General features: G+C 47.0%; 14 protein-coding genes. 6 read left to right on the top strand and 8 right to left on the bottom strand.

Features of this window, described 5'->3' with window-relative positions; translation table 11 throughout:
• Positions 1–33: 33 nt before the first annotated feature.
• From LOZ80_RS35690 to LOZ80_RS35680, 3 genes are read left to right on the top strand one after another with little or no spacing between them, the layout of a single operon-like run.
• Positions 34–1,650, top strand: a complete 1,617-nt coding sequence (locus LOZ80_RS35690; RefSeq protein ID WP_238168926.1) for a long-chain fatty acid--CoA ligase — start codon at positions 34–36, stop codon at positions 1,648–1,650.
• A gap of 7 nt (positions 1,651–1,657) precedes the next feature.
• Positions 1,658–2,116, top strand: coding sequence for an acyl-CoA thioesterase (locus LOZ80_RS35685; protein WP_238168925.1), 459 nt, complete (start codon positions 1,658–1,660; stop codon positions 2,114–2,116).
• 16 nt (positions 2,117–2,132) lie between these two features.
• Positions 2,133–2,984: an SDR family oxidoreductase gene (locus LOZ80_RS35680; RefSeq protein WP_238173210.1), complete on the top strand. Its 852-nt coding sequence runs from the start codon at positions 2,133–2,135 to the stop codon at positions 2,982–2,984.
• 336 nt (positions 2,985–3,320) lie between these two features.
• Here LOZ80_RS35680 and LOZ80_RS35675 read toward each other — a convergent pair whose 3' ends face one another.
• A complete protein-coding gene (locus LOZ80_RS35675; protein WP_238168924.1) occupies positions 3,321–3,848 on the bottom strand; it encodes a hypothetical protein in 528 nt (175 codons plus the stop codon).
• A gap of 364 nt (positions 3,849–4,212) precedes the next feature.
• Here LOZ80_RS35675 and LOZ80_RS35670 point away from each other — a divergent pair, with 364 nt between their 5' ends.
• Positions 4,213–4,449 (top strand): NHLP leader peptide family RiPP precursor, encoded by a 237-nt coding sequence (locus LOZ80_RS35670; protein ID WP_238168923.1) that lies wholly within the window; start codon positions 4,213–4,215, stop codon positions 4,447–4,449.
• Positions 4,450–4,518: 69 nt separating this feature from the next.
• Here LOZ80_RS35670 and LOZ80_RS35665 read toward each other — a convergent pair whose 3' ends face one another.
• From LOZ80_RS35665 to LOZ80_RS35635, 7 genes are all read right to left on the bottom strand, one after another.
• Positions 4,519–6,423, bottom strand: a complete 1,905-nt coding sequence (locus LOZ80_RS35665; protein WP_238168922.1) for an ATP-binding protein — start codon at positions 6,421–6,423, stop codon at positions 4,519–4,521.
• Positions 6,424–6,564: 141 nt separating this feature from the next.
• Positions 6,565–7,536, bottom strand: coding sequence for a phosphotransferase (locus tag LOZ80_RS35660; protein WP_238168921.1), 972 nt, complete (start codon positions 7,534–7,536; stop codon positions 6,565–6,567).
• Between the two features lie 114 nt (positions 7,537–7,650).
• The gene (locus LOZ80_RS35655) at positions 7,651–8,523 is read right to left on the bottom strand and encodes a carbohydrate ABC transporter permease (RefSeq protein WP_238168920.1); all 873 of its coding nucleotides are present in this window, start codon (positions 8,521–8,523) and stop codon (positions 7,651–7,653) included.
• Positions 8,524–8,551: 28 nt separating this feature from the next.
• A complete protein-coding gene (locus LOZ80_RS35650) occupies positions 8,552–9,427 on the bottom strand; it encodes a carbohydrate ABC transporter permease (RefSeq protein ID WP_238168919.1) in 876 nt (291 codons plus the stop codon).
• Positions 9,428–9,499: 72 nt separating this feature from the next.
• Positions 9,500–10,846, bottom strand: coding sequence for an extracellular solute-binding protein (locus LOZ80_RS35645; protein ID WP_238168918.1), 1,347 nt, complete (start codon positions 10,844–10,846; stop codon positions 9,500–9,502).
• A 131-nt stretch (positions 10,847–10,977) separates the two neighbouring features.
• On the bottom strand, positions 10,978–12,540 hold the full coding sequence (locus tag LOZ80_RS35640) for a response regulator transcription factor (protein ID WP_238168917.1): 1,563 nt from the start codon (positions 12,538–12,540) through the stop codon (positions 10,978–10,980).
• Positions 12,537–14,333 (bottom strand): cache domain-containing sensor histidine kinase, encoded by a 1,797-nt coding sequence (locus LOZ80_RS35635; protein WP_238168916.1) that lies wholly within the window; start codon positions 14,331–14,333, stop codon positions 12,537–12,539. The genes LOZ80_RS35640 and LOZ80_RS35635 overlap by 4 nt, the downstream gene beginning before the upstream one ends.
• Positions 14,334–14,492: 159 nt before the next feature.
• On the opposite strand from LOZ80_RS35635, the gene LOZ80_RS35630 reads away from it, so the two are divergent.
• Positions 14,493–15,149, top strand: a complete 657-nt coding sequence (locus LOZ80_RS35630; RefSeq protein WP_238168915.1) for a helix-turn-helix transcriptional regulator — start codon at positions 14,493–14,495, stop codon at positions 15,147–15,149.
• A complete protein-coding gene (locus LOZ80_RS35625) occupies positions 15,149–16,291 on the top strand; it encodes an alanine racemase (protein WP_238168914.1) in 1,143 nt (380 codons plus the stop codon). The genes LOZ80_RS35630 and LOZ80_RS35625 overlap by 1 nt, the downstream gene beginning before the upstream one ends.
• Positions 16,292–16,311: the final 20 nt, after the last annotated feature.

The following is a 16,311-nucleotide window of genomic DNA, read 5'->3' as shown; positions in this document are numbered from 1 at the left end:
GTAGACTCAGACTATTTCCGGAGGTGTTTCCACATGGAAAATTATCCGTTAACGCTGCGCGCACTCTTCGACCGTTCCCAATCACTGTTTGGCAAAAAAGAGGTCGTTTCCCGCACTAACTCCGGCATCTCTCGCTATACATACGCTGATTTCGGCAGGCGTACAAGGCAGCTATCCAGTGCTTTGCAAGGACTTGGCGTTAAGCCCGGTGATCGAATAGCCACGTTCGCTTGGAATCATCATTGGCATTTAGAGACCTATTTCGCTATCCCTTGCATGGGCGCTGTGCTGCATACGGTCAATATTCGTCTCCCCCTTGAGCATATTGTGTACATATTGAACCATGCCCAGGACCGCTTTCTTTTCGTTGATGAGACCCTGCTCCCGGTTATCGAGAAGATTCAAGATCAACTTACAACCATCGAAGGCTATATCATTATGACCGATCGTCAGGAATTGCCGCCTACTTCTTTACAGCCCGTCTATGGATATGAGAACATATTAAATGATGGAGATCCGCAATACATCTTTCGCGACGATATAAATGAAAGCGCTCCCGCTGGTTTGTGCTATACCTCGGCTACTACAGGCAAACCTAAGGGTGTGCTGTACTCACATCGCGGCATCTACCTGCACTCTTTGTCCATCGGCCTTGCCGATACACTCGGTTTATCCGAACGGGATACGGTCATGCCCATTGTGCCCATGTTTCATGTGAATGCGTGGGGACTCCCCTTCGCATCTGTCTGGTTCGGCAGCAAACAAGTGCTGCCGGGACCAGCGCCCACACCGGATATTCTGCTTGGCCTGATGGCTGATGAACAGGTTACGATTGCAGCCGGAGTGCCCACCGTGTGGACAGCGACGCTGAAAGCGCAAGAAGCCAAACAAGCAGATCTCTCCACCCTGAGAGCCGTCGTTTGCGGAGGGTCTGCCGCCCCCAGAAGTCTGATAGAAAGCTACGAGCAGCGGCTCGGAATACCTTTCTATCATGCCTATGGCATGACGGAAACATGTCCGCTAGTCACCGTCGCCAGACTCAAAAGCTATCAATGTGCTGCCTCTTACGATGAACAGTACAATACCAGAGCCACACAGGGCTTGCTAGCGCCTGGCCTGGAAATGAAAATCGTCGGCCCTCGCGGTGAAGTCGCCTGGGATGGCCATGAAATGGGTGAAATTCTGCTGCGCGGCCCTTGGGTCGCTACCGCCTATTACCAAGATGAGCGCACACAAGAATCGTTCCAGGATGGCTGGTTTCATAGCGGAGATATCGCGGTCATTGACCAGGAAGGATTCGTCAAACTGGTTGACAGAGCCAAGGATTTAGTGAAGAGCGGCGGTGAATGGATCTCCTCCCTCGATTTGGAAAATACTTTGATGGCACATCCGAATGTATTCGAGGCCTGTGTAATAGGCGTCCCCCACCCCAAATGGGATGAGCGCCCACTTGCTTTCGTCGTCCTGAAAGACTTCGCATTGCAAGCAGGCGACAAAGCCGATTTACTGCATTTTTTGACGCCTAAATTCGCCAAATGGTGGATTCCTGACGACGTTATTTTCCTCCAGGAAATCCCGCGATCCTCCGTCGGCAAATTTATGAAACGCGAGCTGCGCGAGCAGTATCAATCTTATTTTACAGGAGACTAGAATCGTTATGACCAATCCTGAATTAACAGGCTTTCGCTTTTATTCACCGACGAAGGTTCGGTTTTGTGAGACCGATGCGAATGGACATTTGAGTCACGTTTCATCCGTTATTTATATGGAGCAAGCGCGTTGTGAGTATATGAATGGGTTAGGCTTATTTTTTGCCGATACAGCCGGTGAGCCGGTGGATAAAACCTTCTTTCTCGTCAGTCAATCCGTCGAGTATAAATCGCAAGCGCATTTCAACGATACCCTCGATATCTATATGAAGGTACACCGACTCGGGAAATCATCGATCGAGACCCACTATGCGATTGTCAAAAGAGATACCCAACAGGTCGTGAGCTTCGCCACGAGCACAGGTGTGTACATCGATGTCCATACTCAAAAAAGCACCCCGCTGCCGCAAGATTTAGCAAGCCGAATTGAACAGTTCGAAGCAGCATTCGAACCAAATAACCGATGAAGGGCGTGCGTTCTTGATGTTCGACGAGAGCTTACTGAAGGATAAGGTCATTCTCATTACGGGCGGAGGCACCGGCCTTGGCCGGGCTATGGGAGAGAAGTTTCTGACGCTTGGCGCCAAATTGGCGATTACGAGCCGTCGTGAAGAGGTTCTGGTCAAAGCGGCCGCTGAAATGGGGCATGACGGCAAGGAAGTTTTCTACCATAGCTGTGATGTGCGCGATGCGCAGCAGGTTGCCGAGATGGTATCCGCGGTAGAAGAGCACTATGGCCGCGTTGATGTCCTGATCAATAACGCAGCCGGCAATTTCGCCAGCCCGACGGAGAATCTGTCTCCGCGGGCAGTTGATGCGGTGCTGAATATCGTCCTCCACGGCACGTTCTATACGACCCTGGAAGTGGGCAAAAGATGGATCGAGCAAGGGCGCGGCGGTACGATGCTGAACATCGTCACCTCTTACGCCTCGACTGGCTCGGGTTTCGTCGTCCCGTCGGCTGCAGCCAAAGCTGGCGTATTGGCCTTGACGCGCTCGTTGGCTGTCGAGTGGGCGCGGTACGGCATCCGCCAGGTGGCCATCGCGCCAGGGCTCTTCCCGACCGACGGCGCGTGGAGCCGACTGGCTCCGACACCCGAGCTGTCGGAGAAGCTCCTGAACCGCGTACCGCTGGGGCGGGTCGGCGAGAAAGATGAGCTCGCGAACCTCGCGGCTTATCTAATTTCGGACTTCGCCGCCTATATTAACGGCGAAGTGATCACGATCGACGGCGGCGAATGGCTGCAAGGCGCCGGGCAGTTCAACGACCTGCTCGAGGTCACCGACGAGCAGTGGGTTACCCTTGCGGAGATGACGCGCAAGGGCAAATCGTGAGCAGCGTATCCGCGCTGCTCTAAGAAAGAATCAAAGAGCTACGAATCGACAGTTTCAGCACATGCCGCTTCATAGCTTCCTGCCCCTCATATACAAATAGGTCTTTCACTAATTCCTAAACTGAGTAATATCAAAAACCACTTTTTTTTCATGAAATCGCCCCAACTGGTCTCCTTCTTCAATGTCGGACTAGGAGTTTCTTATTTTTCTTTAACAAATTCATAATTGCAGAAGCCATGAAAGCACCAGCTAAAGCCAAAACCAGCTGCGAAGCACGAAACTAAAGTAATGAGATGCTGAGAATAACCAAAAATACACAAGCTCAAGAACTTCCAATCACAAGATCAAATACCATATCACAAAAAAGATAAGATAGACCAAAGCTGAAAATAGTAATGATTGGATCTGCGCGGCTTGAAAGATGCTTCGGCAGAAATAGAACAGCATCGCAGTTGCAAAAATAAAAAAGGGATTAACCAAAAACAGCCAAATACCATCTTTACTCTGAGATATAAACAACTTATCAAGCAATGCCCCCAAGGCATAAACAATATTGCAAAGCAAGGAAACTCTATATAACATCTTGTAATCCGAATTTATTCTAAACAAATTCCGTGCAGTAGCATACATTAATAAACCAATACCTTTAATTATTAAATATGTAAATGCCAAAATAATTAATAAACCTGATCCGAAAACTGCAATGGCTTGTACTGTCTTAATCAAGAATAAATCCTTGATGGCATAGACCTCATCACCTATTTCTAAGACTATGGTCGTTAGAATCACAGTCAAATTTAGCAGATATGCGGCTGCCTGCAAAAAATATCCTGTATTCTTGTGTTCCATACATACTTTTACCATCTGGCCCTCCCTAATAATTAACCGCATTAATAATCAAGTACCTACTAACTCGTTATCCATTCTATCCACTATTCTCTCGGCCTCAATATCCAAAAGACTAATCCACGCATCTTGGAAATCCGTAAACTCCCCAAAAATATTCATTTACTTCCTCTCCTTACATGGAAATACATCATATATTTTACAATAGTTACCTTTTATAAGAATTTTATATAATATATGAACATATGGCAACTATTATCTATACCTCTCCCTAATTTCTCCCATATTCTATTTCCCAAACAGTAAAATTTTACTAGATTTTTACTGTTAAAATATGGTATTCTCATCTTGTAAGAAAAATAACCTAGTAGGAGTGATCAAGATGTCAACGGAAATTTTAACAACGAAAATTGTTCAAAAGGCTTGGGAAGACCCTTCTTTCAAGGAACTGCTTCTTTCAAATCCCAAAGCTGCTCTTAAAGAAGCATTCGGCATCGTGATTCCTGATCATGTAGGACTCAAAGCGGTAGAAGAGACTGAGAACGAATTCGTTCTTGTCATTCCTACAAATCCTGCAAAAATGTTGGTTACTCCAAACGGTTCAGACACGCAGTGGTAATTCCTATCTCTTCATAATGAAAGAGGCTGCCCTTAAGTCATTAAATTGACTTGGGACAGCCTCTTTTTTTTATTCAGGTGCTCTCTGACTGACAGCCGGGAAGCGAATCATGACCTCCGTCCCCACATGCTTTTGACTGCTGAATTCGATTGTTCCTTTCATGGCTTCTATCAGACGGAAGGTCACCATTAGCCCAAGGCCGGTTCCTTTTGTTTTCGTGGAGAAATAAGGCTCCCCCAGCTTGGCTAATTGTGCAGGTTCAATGCCTGCCCCGTTGTCTTTGATTTGTATCACAACATTGTTGTTGTGTTCGTAAGCCTGAATATGAATCTGACCATCCTTTTGAAAAGCCTCAATGCTATTTTTAATGATATTAATTAACGCTTGTTTTAATTTGGATGAATTCCCGCAGATATAGAGATCAGTAGGAATATTAAGAAAAACCATCCCGCCATGGGAAGTTGCCAAGGGCACGATAATGCCTTCGATTTGCTTCAATTCTTTGGATATGTTTAACTCGGTGACCTCATCCAACTGGGGTTTGGCAAAGGTTAAGAAATCGGTAATAATTTCGGCAGCCCGATCTAACTCGCCAATGGCGATTTCGACAAACTTCTTATTCTTCTCATTGGAATCTTCGGATACGAGCTGCAGGAACCCCCGTGTAACTTGCAGCGGATTTCTAATTTCATGCGCGACAGAGGCTGTGAGGGAACTAATCACCTCCATTTTCTCCGATGCCTGCAAATGCTGATTATAAAATTCAAGCTCTTTGGAGTAATTCATTAATAAATCTTGATGGGCAGCGAATCTTCTTCCCAATATAATAATGAGCGCAAAATTAAACCCTACAATCCCCCACTTCCATAGGAAAAGTTGATGTATTTGCGAACTGAAATAGTACCAAACGAGATCGATTGTTCCTAATAAGGCAAAAAAGGCAAAGCCTTTGGAAAAGATGACGGCATCTTTATTGCCCCTCTTCGCATAAAGGACCGAAAAGCTAACCAACAGAACGAATTGAACGATCATAATGTAACCTAAGACGGTAGAGGTCATGAAATAATAAGCTTTATTAAACTTGTAGTCATTAATTTGATTAACCACCATAAATAATAGGTAGAAAATAGAGTAGATGACTTGGAATCTTCTAAAATTGCGAATGACAACCAGTTGTCCATTTTCAAAAACTTTTTCGAAATAGTAGCTTAGCATCGGTAGGAAGATCGCGAGCGAGAGGTCGAACATATTCGAATACATTGCGCCGTAATCCCCAAAATAGACATAGGTAAACGGTGCGTTCGTAATAAAAATAATACCCATTGTGATAAAAATAATACTTAATGAAAGCCAACTGGCAATCTGATTTCTTTTGAGATACATGGAACAAATCAGCATGATCAGAGCGATACAGATAAAGGAACAGCCGATAATGATACTGGCTAAATCATGCACGACGAAGGGCCGCATTAACTCCGTATGGTTACCAAGCTTGATCGGTGAATTGATTCCCAAACGATCAAGACTTGTTTCTAGTTTAATATAAACAATTTTGCCTGCATCTCCATGATTGATCGGGATTAGAATTCGCTGCACATCGAACGTAAACCGATAGTGTCTCTCATGGACTAGTTGATCCCCTAAGTATACGCTTACCTGCTGCGCATAGATTTCAGTGATTAATATACTGGATTGGTCCGGAAGATCGAGCGGCAGATCCAATTTGACCCAAGCGGTCGAGATGTTGGAAGGCTTCGCCGGGCTTGCTCTGTAATCGGAGATTTTCATCCATTTGGAGTCGGGAACTTCGGATATCTCCTTCTTCCCATCCGTCTCCATCCCCCACAGCATGCTCCATTCTTTGATAGAATTAGCACTATCCTGACTGGATGCATGCACAGAAGAAGAACTATAACAACAACCAATGATGATCATCAGAAAAGCGATCGAGCGCATTCTTTCCGAGAATTTCATTATCGTCACCTTTTCCAAGATATTATAGCAAAATTGTGATAACCTTCTAATTTCTGCAAATTTTATGGTTATCCTGCTTTTTGCTGCAACTTGAAAATAAAAAAAGCCGCTCTGTCCTGTTCGCAGTGGAATTCTAGCAAACTAACGCAAATCGGCATTTTTCATAAGGTAGTCTACGACACTGATCAAAATCTCGAAGGTTTCGGCACGTTGGTTAAGCAATAAGGAGCGTTCAAATTTGTCTTGTTCCAAATCGAATTCGATTAATATAAGAACCCAGACGGAGTAAAGTGCACAATATCTATGATAATCGTAGATGAACGATTCATTTACATCTGTTTGCAATTTGCCGCGCACTGCAGTGTAAGTCATTAAAATGGAGAGTCTGTCTCTAAGGTTTGACATCGGCCTTCTATAGAAGGGACTTGTAATATCCAACAGGCAAAATAAATCCCAGTATACACTATTCACATGCAGATACTCCCAATCAATGATAACCAAGCCGGCATTAGCCATGGCGATGTTCAGAGGATTCAAGTCACCGTGAGAAACGACCGTCTCTTCCCTCCAATGATGATGCACTACTTCCCGGTAAAAGAAGTCTACAACCGTAGGCTTAAACTCTGGAGCAGCGAGTATGCTGCGAACTTGCTGATCTTTGGTCCGTAAATAAGCCTGGACTGCGGCTGCTTCAGGTGTGTGTCCTGTGAACTCACCAACAAGCAGCTCCTTAGACAGCAAGTGCCATGCAGGTATTAATGAAGCCGTACGCTTTAGTACCTCTGTTTCAAAACCATGCTGCAGAGGCCCCATGTCCTCAATAATCATCCAGTAGTTCTCAGGTTCATTCGTTCTAGCCTCTAGGAAGATTCTTGGAACGCGAACACTCGGGATCAAGGGAATAATATGGTCTTGCACCCACATTTCCTTTCCTAAGCTGGGGAAATTGGTTAGGCGTTTATAGATAAAACTATCCGTATGATTTTCCAAATGAACCCGTATGCGCTCCACTTTTTGACCATTTCGCCCCACATAAATCTCTTCACGCTCATGAGGAATGCCGTTTCGAATGTTCCCTTGATCGGTAAAGATGAGTTCTATCTTAGCTTTCATGGACGAATCGCCACCTTGTAGATTTCTTATTATGATTGTAGAAGAAGACAGAGCAAAAAGCCACCCTATGACTCTGTGAAAGCAGTCCCGTGGTGGCTTTTCTCAATCTGACTCTTATCCTTTGACAGCGCCAGCCGTCATGCCCTTCATAATCTGTTCCTGGAACAGTAAGAAGACGATAATCGTTGGCAATACAGCAATCGCTAAAGCTGCCATTGTTAATTCATAATCGGTCATATACCCGGTCGCAAAAGCGGATAAGCTAAGCGGAACGGTCTTAAGCGCAGGCTTGCTGATAAAGACAAGCGCAAAGGCAAAGTCGTTCCAGAAGCGTAGAAACGCTAGAATTGCGACAGTCGATAGCGCCGGCATACTAAGCGGAAGCATCATCCGGAAGAAAATTCCCCAATAACCTGTTCCGTCGATTAGCGCGGCTTCTTCAATCTCTTTGGGAATCGTAATCAAATAAGCGGCGATGACGAAAATAGCCAGTGGCAGCTCGAAAGCCACATAAGGCAGAATAAGTGCTCCGTACGAATTCAACAGCCCTATTTTTTTCATAATAATGAACAAAGGAACTAGGGTGCTATGAATAGGAATGAGCATGCCTAATAGAAATAAACCCATAAAAAATGGTTTTAATTTAAATGAAAAGCGCGATAATACATAAGCAGCCAGTGCCCCAATGACTAACGTGAGCACTAAGGAAGCTACCGTGACGACGGTTGAATTCCAAAGTGACAGCCCCATCCCCGATACTTTCCATGCGCGGACGACATTGTCCCACTTCCACACGGTTGGCAATAAAAAGGGCCGCGAGTAAAACTCTTCATTCGATTTAAACGCACTGATAAACAACCAAATCAATGGATATATGGTGACAAGCGCGTACAAGGATAGACCAGCGTTAACAAGTCCTTGTATCCATGCCTTTCGCTTCTTGCCTCCAGCGGGAAATCCCGTCTGCGTCGATACAGCCTGCGCCATAGATGTCCCTCCCTAGAGCATTTTCTTCCTATCGATAATCCTTTTTCATCAGGTATTGACTGCCGACAATCAAAATCAAGCTAAGAATGATGATAGCCGTAGAAATCGCGCTGCCAAAACCGAAACGGTAAACGTTGAACGTGCTGTTGTACATATATGAAGCTAATAATTCCGTGGAATGTGCAGGTCCGCCGCCCGTCATCACATAGATGAGGTCGAACGCCTTCAAACTTCCGGAAATACATAAGACGACGGCTACTTTGACGGTATCCCAGATCATCGGCAAGGTGACCGCGAATAATTTGCGAACCGGACCTACGCCATCCAGTTGGGCCGCATCTTCAATCTCAGGCGAAATATTTTGGAGAGCAGCAATAAACATAATCATGTAGGGACCAATATAATTCCAGATGATCGGCACCATCAGTGCGTACATCGATACTTTCGGATCCGAGAGCCAAGCTTTTTTCCAACTATCAAGACCAATGCCATCAAGCAAGAAGTTTAGAATCCCAATTTGCGGGTGGTAGATATAACCCCAGATAATCCCGACTACAACCGAGGATAGTACCATGGGCATAAAGACAGACGCTCGAATCACACGTTGAAAAAAAGTGCTGCGCATTAGAAGAAGCGCTAGAATCATAGCAATGGGAACCTGACCAAACACGGAAGCTGCCACGATAAGCATATTGTTTTTGAAAGACTTCCAGAAAATTGGATCCTTGATGACTTCAACATAATTGTCAAATCCGATGAATTTAGCGGCTCCGATCCCTTTCCAGTCAAAAAAGCCGTAGTACGCCGACCAAAAAATTGGCACAATCACAAAAAACAAGTAAATGACTAAGGCCGGAAGGAGCCCTATGGTAATGAATCCTCTGATTCTTGCAGATGCAGTCATGACTTCCCTCCTTCTCATCTTTTTTGAAAAAAGGCTCCAGCCGGGCTTTGGCTGGAGTCCTGGTGCCGTACCTTATTTACCGACGGCTTTAGCTTGCGCGTCTTGAATTTTCTTAGCGATATCCTCTGGCTTGCCGCCCATAAGGAGCTCTTGCAAGCCATTATTTACGACATCGGCACTGGCGGAAGTAAGTCTTCCATCATAAACCGGCGTTTTCTTAACGGTATTCATCATTTTATAAACATCTGCGAATAAAGAGGATACTTTGGAAGTGTCCAAGTCTACCTTGTAGCTCACGAGCTGATTGCTTTCTAGAATTGCTTTTTGTGCTTCAGGACCAGACAGCGCGTAGATCAATTCGTAAGCTGCTGCTTTCTGCGCGCCGCTTACTTTCTTGCTCATTCCCAAACCAGTTCCTACAACACCGGAAAGTGAGTTAGGATCACCTTTGCCATTAGGCACTGAAGGCAGAACCGTAACAGCCAAATTCGCTAAAGCTTCTTTGGACGTATTCGCTGCTAAGTTAGGCAATGCCCAACCGCCATCAATCATCATGGCCGCTTTGCCTTGAGCGAACATTTGTTCCATTTGTGTGTTATCGATGCTGTTAAAGCCTTCTTGGAACGCGCCTGCTTTACCGAGTTGTTGAAGGTACGTCAAAGATTGAACGAATTCTGGATCGGTGAATTTCGCGCCATTTTGATCAACAGCTTTCAAGAACCATTCGGTTCCAGTCACACGGTCAGCCAAGGAACTAAGGATACTGGACTGTGCAACCCAGGCAGCTTTGTTACCAAGCGCAATTGGCGTTACGTTATTCTTTTTGAACGTATCCACCAGTTTCATGAGATCGTCCCATGTTTTTGGAGGTTGAACGCTATATTTATTGAAGATTTCTTTGTTGTAATAAAGAATGGAAGTTGGTGATAACGCCATTGGCGCGCTGTACGTTTTGCCAGAGATGGTGAAGTCATCGAAGGATCCTGGCATAAAACCGTTTTTCCAATCGGCTTTGCTGTCCAGCAATTCATTAATTGGCTGAATCAAGTCGCCGGCAACGAATTCTTTGGTCATAACGCCCGGCCACATGACGAATAGATCAGGCATTTCATTAGCTGCAGCAACGGTTTTCAGACGTGGACGGTAACCATCGGGCGGAATCCCTTGGATATCCAACTCTACGTTAGGATGATCTTTCTTGAATTTCTCCATGTAATCACGCATGGTTTTGGCGCGTAAATCTTCGCCCGTATAGTTGTGCCAAATGGATAATTTGACTTTTTCGGCTGGTTTTCCAGCATCTGTTGTTTTAGGAGCTGTGCTCTCTTTGGTCCCGCCTGTTGTTCCTGTTGAACCACAACCAGCCAGCAAAGCTACTGATACTGTAGTTACGAGTGTAACGATTAATGACTTTTTCATGTGTTCGGACCTCCCTAAAGGTTTTCGTAGAAAACTTGCTTCTTATCAACTCAATCTCTCTCGCTACACCTTTAGTATAGGGGACAATTTCAGGAGAAGGTACGGGAGAGACTTCGGCGCAGAGGGGGACATTATTCAGTCTTTCCCCCCTGCCGAAATTCGGAAGGCGTCTTTCCGGTATACTTTTTAAACTGTTGTGTAAAGTATTTAATGTCCTCATATCCGACTCTTCGGGCAATATCACTGACCTTCGTTTGGGTCCCTTGCAGGATATCGATGGCGCGTTTCATCCGCTCCTGCGTGACGAATTCAATATAGGTGCAGCCGGTTTCCCTTTTGAACACTTCGCTGAAATGATTGGGATTCACATGGACGAATCCCGCCACCTGTTGAAGGGAAATCGGCTGATGCAAATTATCTCGAATATAAGCAATGGACTTGTACACATAGGCATAACGGTTCTGATCCAAGCCTTGATGGAATCGCGACATCACCGCGGACAGCACCTTAAAGACCTCATCTTCGGGACGCCCCTCCCCCTCGTACGTAGGAAGCGTGCTGAGCGAGGCTGTCCCATTCTGTGCTGAACAGGCGCGCTCCAGCCAGCGATGTCCGGCAATAATCATCGACTGCAAATACCCATGAACGGTTAGCGGGGTCGCTACCGTATCCTCCATCAATGCGCGCACTTTCTGGTTCACCCAGTGTCGCAGCTCCGTCGCATTGTCGCTCATCAGAATGGCTGTCAGCTCGGCTTCTTCCTTCTCTGTGCACACCGTTCTGCCTCCGCTGCGTTCGCGGATATCATCCAAGGTGAACAGCCCCTTCGATCCGATTAGCCCTTGGTAAGCAAATACTTCCTTCGCTGCACGATAAGATTCCCGCAGCGTCTCATAGTCCGGAGCGACTGTGCCCATAGCCGCAAAGGCGGAACATTTGAGCGTATCCGTTACTCGCTTGAGAGCCTTAATGAGTCCAGCTTGATCGGTAAATCCGGCTTCGTGACGCACCACCATCAGCAAATGATCCTTTTTCATCAACGTTACACAAGGGAGCAGCTCGAACAGAATATTCTCCGCTGCGCCTTGCAGCAGTTCCGTAATGGGCGACTCCCCCCAGCCGGAAGCGGCAATGAGGAGCACTTGCATGGGGGCTGGCAAACCAGACACCGGGTCCACATCTACGCCGTATTTGTGAAACCATACCTGGAGCTGTTCCTTGGCAATCTCATCGTCCTGCAAGCCGCGGCTGAGAACCCGGTCCAGCAGTTGACTGCGCAAAGCAGCCTGCTGCATCATATCTTGCTTCACGGATTCCCATTTCTCCATAATGTTCATCTTCGCTTTCAGCGCAGCCTTAATAATTTCTTCCGGTCGACTCGTCTTCAGCAAATAATCCGTTACTCCTTCACGCAGCGCTTGCTGGGCATAGCTGAAGTCATCGTAGCCAGTAAGAATGACAATCTCGGTATCCGGCAGGAGCACTTTCACCTCACGGGCAAGTTCTATGCCGTCCATTCCGGACATGCGGATGTCCGTCAGGACAATATGCGGCTTCTCGACGGGAATACGTTCTAGAGCCTCCTCCGCGGAAGAAGCGGCCGGAAGCAATTCGAGTCCGAGCTCTTTCCAATCGATGACGGTACAGAGACCCGTTCGAATAATAACCTCGTCATCTACAATCAAGATTCTCATAGTGCTAACTCTCCCTTCTCAAGCGGAATTGTGAATGTAATCGTCGTCCCGACACCTGGCGTACTGTCGACCACAAGCCCGGAGCCAAGGCCATAATGCAATAAAAGCCTGCGGTGAACATTGATAAGCCCATAGCTCGTTACCACGATTTTGGCATCTTTGACCGCTTCATTGCGAAGGCCGAGCTGGTGATTAGCCAATGTGAGCTGAGCTTGGATATCGCGAAGCTTCGCCTCTTCCATCCCGATGCCTGTGTCTTCGACAACGAATTTCATTTGATTGTCGCGCAGCTCGCCGTGCACATAGATATGTCCCTTCGCCTTCTTCTTCTGGATACCGTGAATCAAGCTATTCTCGATCAACGGCTGCAGAAGCAGCTTCAACATCGTGCTTTGAATCATCGCCGGAGCGATAAAAAACTCAATATCGAATTGCTCGGGAAAGCGGATGGCTTGGATATACGCATAGTTCTGAGCATGAGAAATTTCCTGCTGAACCGTGCAGAACTCTTCCCCTTTATTTAAACTAAAGCGCAAGAAATCACTAAGCGCACCCACCATATCGGCGATCTGCCGATCTTTGTTCATTAAGGCGATCCAATGGATGGATGAGAGTGTATTGTAGAGGAAATGCGGATTAATCTGTGCTTGCAGCGCCAAAATATCCGCCTCCTTTTTCATCGCTTCGTTCAACTGAACCTGATCTTTCAAGCGGCTGATCCGCTCACTAAGTTTATTATAGCTGTGAACAAGCAGTCCGACTTCGTCGACACTTTTCACCTCATAGGTGGGAATCGTCTCCTCCGGGTTCAAATCCTTCAGATATTTGGTTAATTTGGTCAAAGGTTTCGTCACCCACTGCAGGAAGTAGAGGACCAGTCCCATAGCCAGCAGCAGCGCGATAACGATCGTAATCGCAGTTACGGTCAGCACGTACCCGTTCTGTTTCTGATATATCTCAGTCGGAATGAACCCGATCAGCGTCCAGCCTAATCGCGGGATCTGATTATATAAAACCGTATGCGGCTGTTCCTTCCACTGCACATTCAGCACGCCGCTGGTCTCTACCAGTTTCCCCAAATTCGGAAATACTTCCGTTACTTTTTGCGCCAGCCAGCGGGTATCTCCACCGGAAATGATCCGATCATACTGATCCCGCAGCATGACAAATCCACTGCTTTCCCAACCGGCGTCGGTCAAATAACTTCCGATCTCGGCTTGATCCAGCGAAACGGTTAAGGTCCCTAGCGTTTTATATGTGCTCACATCCCGTATCGGTCTGACCAGTGAAATCACTTTTTTGGCACCATCGGAGGTTTGAAGTTCGTAAAGCGGCGACCACCACTTCGTTGCTGACTTGTAGACGGATTCATATTGCACGAGAAGCGGCTGTAAGCCCGAATTCGTTACGGTCGTGGTAAAAAGCACGGGATTGCCGTTAGTCGGCGTAATAGTGATGTTAGCGATATATTTCTTGGAATACGATAAATTCCATAGCGTACCCACGATTTGCGAATAGCTGTTGACATCGCCTTCCTTGTTGTCCAAATAGGTTTGGATATCCTTTTGGCCAATCAGAAAGATCGACATGTTCTCGACGTCCTGTATGACAAAATCGAGTTTATCGGTCATCTGCTTAAGGGTATTCATCCCCGCCTGCTTCGCTTTATCTTCGGTCACGGAGGTAGCGATTTTGTAAGACACGGTTCCCATCGAAAGCAACGGCAGCACCACGGCGAATAAAATGAGTAAAGACAGCTTACGTTTCAGTGATTTGGCAAACCAACGTCTCACGGGAAATCTCTCCTTTACAATTCCAACATCTTTTTTCATAGTACCAGAGCACACCTTAAAAATCATACTTTTTTTTAGCATCCCAAACTTTTTGTTTGACATTTATCGCGATTGTGATACTATTTGGCTCAGAATAATCTTCAAGGGGAGATAACGGGCATGGAATCCATTCAAGATGAATTTGGCTTTTTGACGGAACTGGTCACAGGATTAGCCGCCCAATTTGGAAATAACTGTGAGGTTGTGCTCCATGATCTGACCGGCTCTTACGAGAGTTCCATCGTTGCCATTGCCAACGGTCACATTACCGGACGCAAAGTGGGAGATCCTGGGACCAATCTGGGTCTGGAACTGCTGCGCGGGAACCATGTAAACGGGAATAAATATAATTATTTAACGCAAACCAAAGACGGACGCATTTTACGCTCAAGTTCGATGTATATGAAAAATAAAGCCGGACGCATCATCGGCTCTCTCTGTATCAATTTTGATATTACAGAGCTGATGATTGCTGAGAAGACGCTGCAAACCTTGATTAATCCAGGACAGGAGTCCGAAGTGAAGGAATCCTTCGTCACGAGCGTCAGCGATTTGCTCGATGCCCTCATTCAAGAAGCCCAGGAGCAGGTCGGCAAGCCTGTCGCGGTGATGACCAAGGATGACAAAATGCGTATGATTCAATTGCTCGACGCCAAAGGTGCCTTTCTCATTAAAAAAGGCGGCGAGAAAATTTGCGCCTACCTGAACATTTCGAAATATACCCTTTACAGCCATTTAGAAGAAGGCAAAAGTGCCGTGAAAGAGAGTGAAGTGTGATGACAGAAACTTTACAAACCTCGGAAGCCCTGGAAACACTGGAAACTTTGGAAACACCTTGCCTGATTATTGATACGGAGCGGATGGATCACAACATTCAAACCATGGCGGAGAAAGTCAACGCCCTTCAAGTGAAGCTGCGTCCTCATGCCAAAACTCACAAAATGCCGGCCATTGCCCTCCAGCAGATGGAAGCAGGCGCCGTCGGCATCACCGTAGCCAAAGTATCGGAAGCGGAGGTGATGGCGGCAAATGGCGTCAGCAATATTTTCATCGCTTATCCGCTTGTAACTCCGAGCAAGATCCGAAGAGCGATCCGTCTAAGTGAGCAAATCGAATTAATCGTTGCTGTGGACAGCTTGGCAGGCGCGCAGCGGATGGAACAAATCGCTAGCGAACAGGGCCACTCCCTGCAAGTCCGGCTAGAGATCGATACCGGTTTGCGCCGCACTGGCGTGCTGTTCGACCAAGCCGCTGCGCTCGCAGCCGACATTGCCCGCATGCCCCATCTGCGGCTCACCGGCATCTATACGTTCCGCGGCTCGCTGGTAGGAGGCAAATCTACCCTCGACGTTGCGGCGGCTGGGCATGAAGAAGGCACGCTAATGGTAGAGCTTGCCGAACGTCTTAGAGCGCAAGGCATCGCGATCGCCGATGTCAGCGTAGGCTCTACGCCGACTGCGTTATACGCCGCTGCGGTGGCTGGCGTAACGGAGGTCCGCCCCGGCACCTATGTGTTCCATGACCGGATGCAAGCCCGCCTTGGCGTCTGCGATATCACCGATTGCGCGGGCAGCGTGCTCGTCACCGTCGTCAGCCGCCCTTCGGCGGATCTGGCCATCGTCGACGGCGGCAGCAAAACGTTCGCGACGGATGTGCAGCCTGGCACCGATCCCCTTCAGCTTCGCGGCTTCGGCTACATCATGAACCTCGAGGATGCGCTGCTCATTCGCATGACGGAAGAGCATGGCATGATCGAACTCGGGCCGCTCGCCCAAGCTGCCAACTTACAGGTCGGCGATACGCTGCGCATTATTCCTAATCACATATGCAGCACGGTCAACTTGCATAATCAAGTGGTTATGCAGCGCGGCCATGCTTATGAACGCGTACCTGTCCTTGCACGGGGAATGCTAGAGTAATCACTCAGGAGGTGTAGCCA

The organism is Paenibacillus sp. HWE-109 (genome assembly GCF_022163125.1).
GTDB lineage: Bacteria > Bacillota > Bacilli > Paenibacillales > NBRC-103111 > Paenibacillus_E.
This window is presented reverse-complemented; position numbering and strand designations above follow the sequence as displayed.

What these genes read in the sequence shown, in the direction of transcription:
- LOZ80_RS35625 (WP_238168914.1), top strand. Translation starts at nt 15,149, where the DNA reads ATGACAGAAACTTTACAAACCTCGGAAGCCCTGGAAACACTGGAAACT.
- LOZ80_RS35685 (WP_238168925.1), top strand. Translation starts at nt 1,658, where the DNA reads ATGACCAATCCTGAATTAACAGGCTTTCGCTTTTATTCACCGACGAAG.
- LOZ80_RS35655 (WP_238168920.1), bottom strand. Translation starts at nt 8,523, where the DNA reads ATGGCGCAGGCTGTATCGACGCAGACGGGATTTCCCGCTGGAGGCAAG.
- LOZ80_RS35640 (WP_238168917.1), bottom strand. Translation starts at nt 12,540, where the DNA reads ATGAGAATCTTGATTGTAGATGACGAGGTTATTATTCGAACGGGTCTC.
- LOZ80_RS35690 (WP_238168926.1), top strand. Translation starts at nt 34, where the DNA reads ATGGAAAATTATCCGTTAACGCTGCGCGCACTCTTCGACCGTTCCCAA.
- LOZ80_RS35665 (WP_238168922.1), bottom strand. Translation starts at nt 6,423, where the DNA reads ATGAAATTCTCGGAAAGAATGCGCTCGATCGCTTTTCTGATGATCATC.
- LOZ80_RS35650 (WP_238168919.1), bottom strand. Translation starts at nt 9,427, where the DNA reads ATGACTGCATCTGCAAGAATCAGAGGATTCATTACCATAGGGCTCCTT.
- LOZ80_RS35680 (WP_238173210.1), top strand. Translation starts at nt 2,133, where the DNA reads ATGTTCGACGAGAGCTTACTGAAGGATAAGGTCATTCTCATTACGGGC.
- LOZ80_RS35645 (WP_238168918.1), bottom strand. Translation starts at nt 10,846, where the DNA reads ATGAAAAAGTCATTAATCGTTACACTCGTAACTACAGTATCAGTAGCT.
- LOZ80_RS35630 (WP_238168915.1), top strand. Translation starts at nt 14,493, where the DNA reads ATGGAATCCATTCAAGATGAATTTGGCTTTTTGACGGAACTGGTCACA.
- LOZ80_RS35675 (WP_238168924.1), bottom strand. Translation starts at nt 3,848, where the DNA reads ATGGTAAAAGTATGTATGGAACACAAGAATACAGGATATTTTTTGCAG.
- LOZ80_RS35670 (WP_238168923.1), top strand. Translation starts at nt 4,213, where the DNA reads ATGTCAACGGAAATTTTAACAACGAAAATTGTTCAAAAGGCTTGGGAA.
- LOZ80_RS35660 (WP_238168921.1), bottom strand. Translation starts at nt 7,536, where the DNA reads ATGAAAGCTAAGATAGAACTCATCTTTACCGATCAAGGGAACATTCGA.